This window comes from Streptomyces sp. NPDC059142 (assembly GCF_042755665.1).
In the GTDB taxonomy this organism is placed as follows: domain Bacteria; phylum Actinomycetota; class Actinomycetes; order Streptomycetales; family Streptomycetaceae; genus Streptomyces.
In genome coordinates this window covers 66,157-77,667 of the sequence record NZ_JBHZDA010000025.1, presented here as the reverse complement: position 1 = coordinate 77,667, position 11,511 = coordinate 66,157, and the positions used below count along the sequence as shown (strand labels likewise).

Annotated in this window: 12 protein-coding genes; 7 read left to right on the top strand and 5 right to left on the bottom strand. The window is 72.2% G+C overall.

The genetic code is table 11. The features are described 5' to 3' along the window. Positions 1–48: 48 nt before the first annotated feature. Positions 49–819 (bottom strand): NADPH-dependent F420 reductase, encoded by a 771-nt coding sequence (gene npdG, locus ACFXPK_RS12710; protein ID WP_385004686.1) that lies wholly within the window; start codon positions 817–819, stop codon positions 49–51. 105 nt (positions 820–924) lie between these two features. On the opposite strand from npdG, the gene ACFXPK_RS12705 reads away from it, so the two are divergent. Beyond that, positions 925–1,536: a hypothetical protein gene (locus tag ACFXPK_RS12705; RefSeq protein WP_385074558.1), complete on the top strand. Its 612-nt coding sequence runs from the start codon at positions 925–927 to the stop codon at positions 1,534–1,536. A gap of 150 nt (positions 1,537–1,686) precedes the next feature. Beyond that, complete coding sequence (locus ACFXPK_RS12700) at positions 1,687–3,081, top strand: MFS transporter (protein WP_385004690.1); 1,395 nt, start codon at positions 1,687–1,689, stop codon at positions 3,079–3,081. 75 nt (positions 3,082–3,156) lie between these two features. Here the strand turns inward: ACFXPK_RS12700 and ACFXPK_RS12695 are convergent, their stop codons facing one another. Further along, entirely contained in the window at positions 3,157–3,390 is a 234-nt protein-coding gene (locus ACFXPK_RS12695; protein WP_385074555.1) for a hypothetical protein, read from the bottom strand. Positions 3,391–3,490: 100 nt separating this feature from the next. On the opposite strand from ACFXPK_RS12695, the gene map reads away from it, so the two are divergent. Together map and ACFXPK_RS12685 are read left to right on the top strand one after the other, a co-directional pair. After that, complete coding sequence (gene map / locus ACFXPK_RS12690; protein WP_385004694.1) at positions 3,491–4,348, top strand: type I methionyl aminopeptidase; 858 nt, start codon at positions 3,491–3,493, stop codon at positions 4,346–4,348. 201 nt (positions 4,349–4,549) lie between these two features. Next, entirely contained in the window at positions 4,550–5,212 is a 663-nt protein-coding gene (locus ACFXPK_RS12685) for a heme oxygenase (biliverdin-producing) (RefSeq protein WP_385074552.1), read from the top strand. A gap of 36 nt (positions 5,213–5,248) precedes the next feature. Here ACFXPK_RS12685 and ACFXPK_RS12680 read toward each other — a convergent pair whose 3' ends face one another. Continuing rightward, on the bottom strand, positions 5,249–5,920 hold the full coding sequence (locus tag ACFXPK_RS12680; protein WP_385074582.1) for a PhzF family phenazine biosynthesis protein: 672 nt from the start codon (positions 5,918–5,920) through the stop codon (positions 5,249–5,251). 105 nt (positions 5,921–6,025) lie between these two features. Beyond that, complete coding sequence (locus ACFXPK_RS12675) at positions 6,026–6,403, bottom strand: winged helix-turn-helix transcriptional regulator (protein WP_385004700.1); 378 nt, start codon at positions 6,401–6,403, stop codon at positions 6,026–6,028. A 106-nt stretch (positions 6,404–6,509) separates the two neighbouring features. Between ACFXPK_RS12675 and ACFXPK_RS12670 the strand changes: the two genes are divergently transcribed. Continuing rightward, on the top strand, positions 6,510–6,872 hold the full coding sequence (locus ACFXPK_RS12670; RefSeq protein WP_385074549.1) for a DoxX family protein: 363 nt from the start codon (positions 6,510–6,512) through the stop codon (positions 6,870–6,872). A gap of 64 nt (positions 6,873–6,936) precedes the next feature. On the opposite strand, the gene ACFXPK_RS12665 is transcribed toward ACFXPK_RS12670, so the two are convergent. After that, positions 6,937–7,512: a CGNR zinc finger domain-containing protein gene (locus ACFXPK_RS12665; protein WP_385074546.1), complete on the bottom strand. Its 576-nt coding sequence runs from the start codon at positions 7,510–7,512 to the stop codon at positions 6,937–6,939. 82 nt (positions 7,513–7,594) lie between these two features. Between ACFXPK_RS12665 and ACFXPK_RS12660 the strand changes: the two genes are divergently transcribed. Continuing rightward, positions 7,595–8,803, top strand: a complete 1,209-nt coding sequence (locus ACFXPK_RS12660) for an epoxide hydrolase family protein (protein ID WP_385074543.1) — start codon at positions 7,595–7,597, stop codon at positions 8,801–8,803. Between the two features lie 149 nt (positions 8,804–8,952). Next, complete coding sequence (locus ACFXPK_RS12655) at positions 8,953–11,274, top strand: Tat pathway signal sequence domain protein (RefSeq protein ID WP_385074540.1); 2,322 nt, start codon at positions 8,953–8,955, stop codon at positions 11,272–11,274. Positions 11,275–11,511 lie beyond the last annotated feature (237 nt).

The window sequence follows — 11,511 nt, the reverse complement described above, 5'->3', positions numbered from 1 at the left end:
GCCCCTCACCGGGCCGGGCACCAGGCCCCCCTCGTACCGCCGCCGGAGCTACGCGTCCGACTCGACGTCCGTGATCCGCAGCCCCGCGTGGGCCTTGTAACGGCGGTTCACCGAGATGAGGTTGGCGACCAGCGACTCCACCTGGTGGGCGTTGCGCAGCCGGCCCGCGAAGACCCCGCGCATCCCCGGGATCCGGCCCGCCAGCGCCTGGACCAGGTCGGTGTCCGCACGGACCTCGCCCAGCACCATCACATCCGTCTCGATCCGCTCGACCTCCGTGTCCTGGAGGAGCACCGCGGAGAGGTGGTGGAAGGCGGCGGTCACCCGCGAGTCGGGCAGCAGGGCCGCGGCCTGCTCGGCGGCGCTGCCCTCCTCGGGCTTGAGGGCGTACGCGCCCTTCTTGTCGAAGCCGAGCGGGTTGACGCAGTCGACGACCAGCTTGCCCGCCAGCTCCTCGCGCAGCGACTCCAGCGTCTTGGCGTGCCCGTCCCACGGCACGGCGACGATGACGAGGTCGCTGCGGCGCGCGCACTCGGCGTTGTCCGCGCCCTCGACGCCGTTGCCCAGTTCGGCCGCGGCGGCCTCGGCCCGCTCGGCCGCCCGGGACCCGATGATCACTTTCTGTCCGGCCCGCGCCAGCCGGTGGGCGAGCCCCTTGCCCTGCGGCCCCGTGCCGCCCAGCACACCGACGACCAGCCCGGAGACGTCGGGGAGGTCCCACGGGTCCTTCGCGGCGGGCTTGGCCGACGGTTCGGCGCCGCTCCCGGCGGCGGGCTGGGCGGGCTGGTTCGGCGTGCTGCCACTGTCCGTTGAAGTCATGGTCAGACTCTACGGGTCGGTAACCGGGCACCCGGCAGCCCCGTTCGGGTGAGATACACCGGGACCCGCAACGCCCGGCGCCCTCCTGCGGCAGGATGCGGGCCCATGGATGCCGTACGCGTCGCACTGCTCCGCGAGGTCCTCACCGCTACGGAGTGGCCGTCGGCGACCCGGCGGTTCGCGGGGGCGCTGCGCTCCTCCGTCGTACCGCACGGCGGCGGGCTGCTGCTCGTCGGGACCGAGGCGTACGAACCGTGGCACCTGGCCGCGCACCTGGTGGACGAGGCGGCCTGGTCCGGCCAGCCGGAGCTGAACCCCACCCTCGTACGCCACCGCGTACGGCCCGGTGATCCGGCGCATCTCGCCGTCGGGCTCGGCCGTCTGGAGGCGGCGGGCCGGGGCGAGACCCTGCTCCTCGTGGCGCCGGAACGCCCCGACGGCGGGCTGCTGGAGCGGGTGCACGACGCGCGGCGCGCCGGGGCGACGGTGCTGTCGCTGGACGGCGGCGACGCGGAGGTACGGGGGCTCGCGCACGACGCGCTGACGGTGGCCGTGACGGACGCGGCGCAGGGCGTGGACCTGGACACGGTGCAGCATCTCGTGGCCGCCGCCACCGGCGAGAACAGCCTCCCGGCGCCACGCGGCCGGCGCCGCTTCCGGGACCGGTTGTCGCGGCTGGCCGACCAGTTGACGGCGCCCCCGCCCGCCCGCTGGTGAGCCGCGGGGCCGCCCCGTCTCCCGCCGTACGCGGGCGCCGACAGCCCCCGTCACCAGGCGCCGGCCGCCCCCGTACGCGGGCTCCGGTCGCCCCGCGGGTCACACAATCGGCTTGCCGTAACACCCCCTGGCCACGCACCATGGCCTCTCGTGACCACAGCCCCCCTCCGTTCGATCCGCTCGATCCTGCCGGATCTCTCCCCGTTCCGTTCCTCCCGGGATTTCCGGCTGCTCTGGGTGCAGGGGCTGGTGACGACCTTCGGCAGCTTCATGGCGATGATCGCGCTGCCGCTCCAGATCAAGGACCTCACCGGATCCCCGCTCGCCGTCGGCGCGATGGGGGCCGTGGAGCTGGTGCCGCTGATCGTCTTCGGGCTGTACGGCGGGGCCCTCGCCGACGCCGTCGACCGGCGCCGCGTCATCCTGCTCACCGAGGCGGGGCTCGGCCTGCTGGCCGCCGTCCTGCTGCTGAACGCCCTGCTGCCGCAGCCCCTGCTGTGGCCGCTGTACCTGGTGGCCGCCGGGGTCTCCGCGCTCGCCGGTCTCCAACGGCCCGCGCTGGACTCGCTGATGGCCCGGATCGTCCCGCACGACCAGCTCACCGCGGCGGCGGCGCTCAACGCGGCGCGCTGGCAGCTCGGCACGATCGCGGGCCCCTCGGTGGCGGGCGTGGTCGTCGCGTACGCCGGTCACGCCACCGCGTACGGGATCACGATCGCGGGCTTCGCCGCCTCCGTGCTCCTCTGTCTGCGTCTGTCGCCCGCGCCCGCCGCGCACGACGCGGAGCGCCCGTCGCTGCGCGGCATCGCGGAGGGCGCGCGCTACGCGTGGAGCCGGCCGGTGCTGCTGGGGACGTACGCGATCGACCTGGCCGCGATGTTCTTCGCCTTCCCGAACGCGATCTTCCCCTTCCTCGCCGACGAACTGGACGCGCCCTGGTCGCTCGGGCTGATGTACGCGGCGGGCGCGGTCGGCTCGGTCATCCTCAGCGTGACCAGCGGCTGGACCTCACGGGTGCGGCGGCACGGCCTCTTCGTGGTGTTCGGCGCGGCGGGATGGGGGGTGGCGATCACGGCCGCGGGGTGGTTCTCCAACATCTGGCTGGTACTGGTCTGCCTGGCCTTCGCGGGCATGGGCGACACCCTGAGCGGCCTCGGCCGCTCGACCATCTGGAACCAGACGATCCCGGAGGAGCTGCGCGGCAGGCTCGCGGGCATCGAGGTGCTCTCGTACAGCATCGGCCCGCAGCTCGGCCAGGTGCGCGCGGGTGCGATGGCGGGCTGGACGGGGACCAGGCCGGCGATCTGGAGCGGCGGGCTCGCGTGCGTGGCGACGGTGGGGCTGCTGGCGGCGGTGCTGCCGAAGCTGGTGACCTACGACGCGGACACGGACGAGGACGCGCTGCGCCGCCGCGCCCAGAAGGAGGGGGCCGTCCCGGGCGCGGTCGCGGGGACGGCGACGGGGACGGCGGTGCCGGGCACCGCCGCTCCGGGGGCACCCGCTCCCGGTACGCCCGCTCCCGGTACGGAGACGGCGGCGCCCTGAGCGCGGGAGGGGCGGCCCGCGGGCGGCACCGCCCCCAGCCGCCCTCCCCCGCCCGGTTCGGTCAGGCCCGTCCGATCAGCTCTGCCCGCTGTCCCCGCCCTTCGACGGGTCGTGCCAGCGCGGGTCGTTCTCCCACTCCAGGTTCCGCTCCCGGGCCGTCTGCATCGCGTGCTCCGCCTCCTGGCGGGTGGCGTACGGCCCGAAGCGGTCCTTGGCGGGGCAGTCGGGCCCTTCCTCGACCTTCTGGTGCCGCAGGCAGTAGAACCACTCGCCGGGTTTGCCGACCGTACGCTTCTTGAACAGGGCCATCATCGGCTCCTTCCTCTGACGCCTGGCGCCTCACGCCCGACGCCTCACCCGTCATGCTGCCCCACCTGGGCCGGTTGAGCCCTGCCATAGACTCGCCGGTATGTCTGGCCAGTCGCTGCTCGTACCAGGGGAGATCTCTCCCGCCCGTTCCGTCCCCGGAAAGATCCGGCGCCCCGAGTACGTCGGGAAGCCCGCTCCCACCCCGTACACCGGGCCGGAGGTGCAGACCCCCGAAACCGTGGAGCTGATGCGGATCGCCGGGCGGATCGCCGCCCAGGCGATGGAGGAGGCCGCGAAGCTCATCGCGCCGGGCGTGACCACCGACGAGCTGGACCGGGTCGCGCACGAGTTCATGTGCGACCACGGGGCGTACCCCTCGACGCTCGGTTACCGGGGGTTCCCCAAGTCGCTGTGCACCTCCGTCAACGAGGTCATCTGCCACGGGATCCCGGACTCGACCGTGCTCCAGGACGGCGACATCGTCAACCTCGACGTCACGGCGTACATCAACGGGGTGCACGGCGACAACAACGCCACCTATCTGTGCGGGAACGTCGACGAGGAGTCGAAGCTCCTGGTGGAGCGGACGCGCGAGGCGCTGCACCGCGCGATCAAGGCGGTACGGCCGGGGCGCAGGATCAATGTGATCGGGCGGGTCATCGAGTCGTACGCCAAGCGGTTCGGCTACGGCGTGGTCCGGGACTTCACCGGGCACGGGATCAACTCGTCCTTCCACTCCGGGCTGATCGTCCCGCACTACGACAGCCCGCACGCCACCACGCTGATCGAGCGGGGCATGACGTTCACGATCGAGCCGATGCTCACCCTCGGCACGTACGAGCACGACATGTGGGCCGACGGCTGGACCGTCGTGACGAAGGACCGCAAGCGGACCGCGCAGTTCGAGCACACGCTCGTGGTGACGGAGACGGGCGCGGAGATCCTGACGCTGCCGTGACCCTCGCGCGCGCCTGACCACGCGAAACCCCGGGATTGCCAACCGGCGCTCCCGGGGTGACGATTTTACCGACAGGACGTCGGGAACCCATTGACTTAGGTAAGCCTAAGTAAGAGTATCGGTCATGGCGGCCGTACGCGTGTACGCCGTATCCGCCGCCAGTCCGTCCTTCCCGTCCCCCTCGGTCTCCGGAGGCCCGCCTTGGACGCAACCGCCACCACCCCCTTCTCCACGCTGATCCGGGTCGCCTCCCACGAGCAGCACACGGAGGCGGAGACGTCGACGTTCATGAGCGACCTCCTCTGCGGCCGGCTCGGGGTGGACGCGTACACCCGCTACACGGAGCAGCTCTGGTTCGTGTACCGCGCGCTGGAAGGCGCGTCCGAGACGCTGAGAGAGGACCCGGTCGCCGGGCCCTTCATACAGAGCGAGCTGGCGCGCACCCCCGAGCTGGAGCGCGACCTCGCGTATCTGCGGGGCGCCGACTGGCGTACCGGGCTCGCACCGCTGCCCGCGACGGCCGCGTACGCCGCACGAGTCGAGGAGTGCGCGCGCGAGTGGCCCGGCGGGTTCGTGGCGCACCACTACACGCGCTACCTCGGGGACCTCTCCGGCGGCCAGATCATCCGCGACAAGGCGGAGAGGACCTGGGGATTCGCCCACAAGAGCGACGGCGTACGGTTCTACGTCTTCGAGGGGATCTCCAACCCGGCCGCCTTCAAGCGCGGATACCGGGAACTGCTGGACGCGGTCGCGGCGGACGACCTGGAGAAGCAGCGGATCATCGACGAGTGCAAGCGGGCGTTCGACTTCAACGGGGCGGTGTTCCGGGAGCTGGGCGCGGAGTTCCCGCTGAGCGCGTAGCACGTACGCGGGTACGGGGCCGGGGCTGCCCGGGTCTCAGCGGGCGTGCTCCGTGAGCAGCCGTACGCGCCCGCCGATCTCGATCGACCCGTCGGGGCCGGGGGCGGTGATGAGCTGCGAACCCCGGCCCTGCGTGATGTTCAGCGCCCGGCCGAGCCGCGCCGTGAGCAGCAGCGCGGCGGCGCCGGTCGCCTCGTCCTCCACGATGCCGTCGCCCCGGCGCGGAAAGGCCCGCGCCCTGATGCGTCCCGCGGCCTCGTCCTCCCAGGCCCACGCGTACAGCCACCCCTCGCCGGGCGGCGGAGCGGGCAGCGCGTCGACCTCGGCGGCGGAGGCGTACTGCTCCAGCGTGCGCGGCGGCGCCCACTCGGGGCGCGCGGTGATCCAGGTGAACTCGCCGTCCTGGCGCACCCAGACCTCCCCGGCCGGCGGGTTCACGGCCTCCAGATCGAGCAGCCAGCCGGCGCCGACGAGCGGGTGCCCGGCGAAGGGCAGCCGCTGTCCCGGGGTGTAGATGTCGACGACGCCCCGGTCCGGGTCGTCGACGAACACGGTCTCGCTGTAGCCCAGTTCGGCCGCGATGGCCTGCCGGGCCGCCCGGTCGGGGTGGTGCCGCCCCTCGCGGACGACGCCGAGGGTGTTGCCGTGCCGGCCGTCGGCGCCGCAGAAGACGCTGAGTACGTCGATGTCGGCCACGGTCAGGGGCACGGTCGCGGTCTCGGGTGTCGAAGCAGTCGAAGTAGCAGTCACGCAGGCATTCAAACATCACCCGCCCCCGGCGAGGACGGAACCGAGGTCAGGAGCGGTCGACGGTCAGCGGTCCCGGGAGTCGTAGGCGGCGTGGCTGCGTTCGATGTCGGGGTTGTGCTCGACGGCCCACTCGGCCAGGGTCACGGCCGGTTCGATCAGGGTGCTGCCCATCGGGGTGAGTTCGTACTCGACGCGCGGCGGCACCTCGGCGAAGACCGTGCGGTCGACGAGTCCGTCCCGCTCCAGACGCCGCAGGGTCAGGGTCAGCATCCGCTGCGAGATGCCGGGAATCCGGCGCAGCAGGTCGGTGAAGCGCATGCGTTCGCCGTGGAGGGTCGCGACCACGAGAAGGGTCCACTTGTCGCCGATGCGGTCGAGGATGCCCCGGACGGCCCGGCCGCCGTCGCCCCGGATCAGGCAGGTCTTCTCGTACCGCGACATCCGTGCTCCCCGTTGTCGGCAAGGCACACGGATGTGCCTTTTGTAAGCCCTTCGAGAGTGACCCATCATGGCCCTTCTTACAAGAAGTAACCATCGGAGGTTCGCCGTGATCGTCGCGTACTGGATCGTTGCCGCACCGCTGGGTCTCCTCCTCGTCTTCGCCGGCTGGAAGAAGACCACCCAGAGCCAGGAGCGGCTCGCCCCGATGATGGGGTGGGTCGACACCGTCCCGATGCCGCTGGTGCGGTTCATCGGGGCCGTGGAGATACTCGGCGCGGCCGGACTGGTCCTGCCGCCCCTGACGGGCATCGCACCGGCCCTCGCGATCGCGGCGGCGATCGGCTTCGCCGTCCTTCAGATCCTGGCGGCGGCTCTCCACCTGTCACGCGGCGAGGTCAAGGAGACCGGCCTGAACGTGCCCCTGATCCTCCTCGCCGGCGTCACCGCGTGGCTGGCCACCGCGTTCTGAACGCGCGCCCGGCGCACCGGACGCGGCGCGGGCGGGACCCCGCCCGAACGCACGGGGGCAGGGATCACTCCGCCGATCCGGGGTCCTTGCGCCGGCCGGCCTGGAAGCGCGCCTTCTTCTGACGGTTTCCGCACGTGTTCATGTCGCACCATCTACGGGTGCGGCTCCGGCTGGTGTCGAAGAAGGCCGCCCGGCAGGTCGGTGATGCGCACAGGGCCAGTCTTCCGTCGCGTTCGCCCGAGAGGACGCCGATCGCGTCGGCGGCGATCACGCCGAGGGCGTCTTCCACGCGGGAGGCCGGGCCGAGCCGCCAGTGCCGCTCGCCCTCGGGCGTCAGGATCGCCGCGGCCCGGCCCCGAGCGCTGCGGTCGTTGATCACGTGGACGGCGGACGCGGGGAGAGGGGCCAGGACGGCGACCGCTGTCGCGGCGGCGTGGATCGACTCCCGCAGCTCCCGGGCGAGTTCGAGCTGGGCGGTGGTGCAGGAGTCCACGGCGAGACCGCTCGACGCCAGCCAGTCGGCGAGCCGGTGCGGAACGGGGATGCGCTCCACCGGGGTGCCGTGACGCTCCGAGAGGGTCCCCGTGAAGCTGGTCGCCAGGACGCTGCCGAGGCGGAATTCGGGGAACACCATACGCATAGAACCACCTTAGACGGTTGCGCCGCGGCCCCGGGAGTTGTTAGAACCGTCATTGCCGGTTCCGCGATGGCCAGGAGGTCTCATGCCCCGCCCGACCAGTGACGTACAGGCATTCGAAGCCCATGCACCCGAAGCCGATCTCGACGATCTGCGCGCGCGCCTGGCCGCGGCGCGGCTGCCGGAGACCGAGACGGTCCATCGCCCGGCGCCCGACCCCCGCCGATGGGACCAGGGCGTTCCGCTCGCCGACCTGGCCGAGGTCGTGGACTACTGGCGCACCGGCTACGACTGGCGGGCGTTCGAGGAGCGCCTCGACGACATCGGCCAGTTCCGTACGACCATCGACGGTCTGGGAATCCACTTCCTGCACCGCCGGTCCGCGCGCACGGACGCCACTCCGCTGATCCTGACGCACGGCTGGCCGGGCAGTGTCGCCGAGTTCGTCGACGTGGTGGACGAACTGGCGGATCCGGAGGACGCGGACGCGCCGGCGTTCCATGTCGTGGCCCCGTCCCTGCCGGGCTTCGGCCACAGCGACAGACCGGCCACCACCGGATGGGGTACCGAGAGGATCGCCGCCGCATGGGTGGAGCTGATGGGAAGGCTCGGCTACGGCACGTTCGTGGCCCAGGGCGGCGACTGGGGAGGGAACATCACCACGGTTCTCGGCGGCCGGTTCCCCGAGCATGTCCTCGGTATCCACACGACGTTCGCGGAGGCACTGCCCGGGGCGACCACGGACGGCCTGACGGCGGCGGAGCGCGCATGGGCCGAGGAGACCCGCGACTTCTGGCTCCACCGCGCGGCGTACGCGAAGCAGCAGGCGACCCGGCCGCAGACCATCGGCTACTCGCTCGTCGACTCACCGGTGGGTCTTCTCGCCTGGATTCTCGACAAGTTCGCCGAGTGGTCGGACACCGAGGACAGCCCGTTCGAGACGATGTCCAGGGACAGGATTCTCGACAACGTCACGCTGTACTGGCTGACCCGGACCGGTGCGTCGTCGGCCCGCATCTACTACGAGAGCCACAACTCGGTGGACCCCGCGCTCCGGGTCGACGTCCCGTCGGCCATCAGCATGTACCCCCGCGACATCGAGAAGTGCCCACGCCCCTGGGCGCAGGAGCGCTACCGGCGGATCGTCCGGTGGCGGTCGCCGGAGGCCGGGGGGCATTTCCCGTCGCTGGAGGTGGCCGGGTACTTCGTCGACGACGTGCGGGAGGGTCTGGCGGCCGTGCTGGCCGACCGTCGGGGCGCACCGCACCGCGCCGCACCACCGGACCGATCATAGATCCGATGTGTTGACGGAAACGGTGACAGGAACCGCGACAGGGGCCACCTCTTAAGCCCCTTCATCCATTGACAGCGGAACAACCAGTCCGTACTTTCCCGCAATACACCCGATGTTTTGACGGTCGATCAGGCATGGAGGGCACACGCATGACCTCACAGCCGAGAAAGGTCTTATCGACGCGCAGAGCCGTGCTCGGCTCCGCGCTGGGCGGCGCGGCGCTCGCGTCGCTGCCCGGGGCAGCCCGCGCGGAGGAGTCCGCCGGGGACGCCGCGGGGGCCGGGGCGGACGCGGTGCGGGCGCGGCCGTGGAAGCTGAGCAACCGTATGTCCGGCAGCGGCGACTGGGCCGCGTTCCTGCGCCGGCAGGATCTGGTCTGGAGCCGGCTGCCCGCCCTGTGGCACGAGGGGCCGTTCCTGGGCGACGGGCTGCTGGGCAGCATGGTCCACCAGGAGCCGGACGCCAACAAGATCCGCTTCACCGTCCAGCACGGGCGGGTGCAGGACCACCGGCCCGCCCTCGGCAGCGGCTGGGGCACCTGCCGGCTCCCGGTGGGGCATCTGACGCTCGACCCGGTCGGCACCATCACGGCGGTCGACTGGCGGCTGAGCCTGTGGAACGCGGAGCTGAGCGGTACGGTCACCACCTCGTCCGGCACGCTGACGCTCACCGTCCTCATCCACGACGAGACCCTTGTCGCCCGGGTACGGGCGGGCGGCGGCGAGCGCGTCCGCTGGACGTTCCATCCCGAGGCGGCCATGAGCCCCCGGCAGATCAGCGAGCAGCCGCCCGCCGACTACGTCGCCAACCCCGCCTGGTCCACCCGTACCACCGGCGGGGTCACCCAGGTGCTCCAGCCGCTCACCGGGGGCGGGCAGACCGCGACCGCCTACCGGCAGACCGGCGAGGTGTTCCTGCTCAGCGTCGGGCACAGCCATCCGTCCGGCACCGAGGCCGCGGCCGTCTCGCTCCGGAAGATCCAGCGGGCCGAACCGTACGCGACCCTCCGCGAGCGGCACACCCGCTGGTGGCACGACTTCTACCGGAAGAGCTTCGTCTCCCTCCCCGACGAGCGGTTGCAGAGCTTCTACTGGATCCAGCTCTACAAGGTCGCCTCCGCCACCCGGGCGGGCGCCCCCGTGATGGCCACCTCGGGGCCGTGGCTGGAGCCCACCCCGTGGCCCGCGGTGTGGTGGAACCTCAACGTCCAGTTGGAGTACTGGCTCATCCACGGCTCCAACCACCTGGAACTCGACTCGCTGACCACCACCCTCCGTCAGAACCAGGAGCGGCTGACCGCCAACGTGCCCGCCGCGTACCGCTCCGACAGCTCCGGGGTGGGCCGCAGTTCGGACATGTTCGCCACCCGGACCGTCGGAACCCCGGGCAGCGGCGCCGAGGTCGGGGACCTCACCTGGGCGCTGCACAACGTGTGGCTGAGCTACCGGCACACCATGGACGAGACGCTGCTGCGGGACACCCTCTTCCCGTTGCTGCGCCGCGCCGTCAACTACTACCTGCACTTCCTCGCACCGGGCAGCGACGGCAAGCTCCATCTGCCCAGCACGCTCTCCCCCGAGTATCCGGTCGTGCCGCCGCAGGACACCAACTACGACCTCGCGCTGATCCGCTGGGGCTGTCGGACCCTCCTCGACGCCTCCGCCCGTCTCGGTGTGGACGATCCGCTGCAGCCCCGGTGGCAGGAGGTGCTGGCGCGGCTCACGCCGTACCCCACCGACCGGAACGGGTTCATGATCGGCGCGGACACCCCGTACGCCCAGTCGCACCGGCACTACTCGCACCTGCTGATGGTGTACCCCCTCTACCTCGTCAACTGGGACCAGCCGGAGAACCGCGAGCTGATCGAGAAGTCGCTCGTCCACTGGCACGCGCTGACCGGCGCGCACCGCGGGTACAGCTACACCGGCGCCGCCTCGCTGTACGCGATGGCGGGCCGGGGGAACACCGCGCTCGACTATCTGAAGCTGTTCTTCGACCCCACCACCCGGTTCCCCTGCCGGGCCAACACCCACTACACCGAGGCCGGACCGGTCATCGAGACACCGCTGTCGGCCTCGCAGTCCGTGCACGACATGGTCTGCCAGAGCTGGGGCGGAACCGTCCGGGTCTTCCCCGCCGTTCCGGACGCCTGGCAGGACGTCACCCTGCACGACTTCCGAACGCAGGGCGCGTTCCTGGTCAGCGCGGTGCGCGCGGGGGGCGTCACCCGGTTCGTCCGGGTCAGGAGCCTGGCGGGCGAACCGCTCAGGCTCAAGCACGGTCTGACCGGCCCGCTCACCGTGCTGCTCGACGACGGTACGCCGGCCAGGACGGAGGACCTGGGGAACGGCACGCTGGCCGTCACCCTGCCCAAGGGCCGTGAGGTGCTGGTCCACTCCGGGGCGCGTCCCGACCTGGTCATCGCGCCGGTCGGCATCTCGGAGCCGGGCGCCGCCTGGGGTCTCCCGTAGGCGGGAGCGGACCAGCGGACCAGCGGACCAGCGGACAGCGGACAGCGGACAGACGTACGGAGCCACCGGGCACGGGGCGCGAGGCCCCCCGCCGCCGGCGCGCGGCCGGGGGCGCGGGGGCGGCGCCGGGCGGGCGGGGTGGTGCGGGGGGGGGGCGCCGGGCGGCGCCCAAGTCCGTACCCCGGGGGCGGGCCCCCAACCCCCCGGCCCCCGACGCGGTACGCCACGGCCGCAGGT

Coding starts and splice junctions, on each gene's coding strand:
- npdG (WP_385004686.1), bottom strand. CDS start 819: ATGACTTCAACGGACAGTGGCAGCACGCCGAACCAGCCCGCCCAGCCC.
- ACFXPK_RS12705 (WP_385074558.1), top strand. CDS start 925: ATGGATGCCGTACGCGTCGCACTGCTCCGCGAGGTCCTCACCGCTACG.
- ACFXPK_RS12695 (WP_385074555.1), bottom strand. CDS start 3,390: ATGGCCCTGTTCAAGAAGCGTACGGTCGGCAAACCCGGCGAGTGGTTC.
- map (WP_385004694.1), top strand. CDS start 3,491: ATGTCTGGCCAGTCGCTGCTCGTACCAGGGGAGATCTCTCCCGCCCGT.
- ACFXPK_RS12675 (WP_385004700.1), bottom strand. CDS start 6,403: ATGTCGCGGTACGAGAAGACCTGCCTGATCCGGGGCGACGGCGGCCGG.
- ACFXPK_RS12665 (WP_385074546.1), bottom strand. CDS start 7,512: ATGCGTATGGTGTTCCCCGAATTCCGCCTCGGCAGCGTCCTGGCGACC.
- ACFXPK_RS12660 (WP_385074543.1), top strand. CDS start 7,595: ATGCCCCGCCCGACCAGTGACGTACAGGCATTCGAAGCCCATGCACCC.
- ACFXPK_RS12655 (WP_385074540.1), top strand. CDS start 8,953: ATGACCTCACAGCCGAGAAAGGTCTTATCGACGCGCAGAGCCGTGCTC.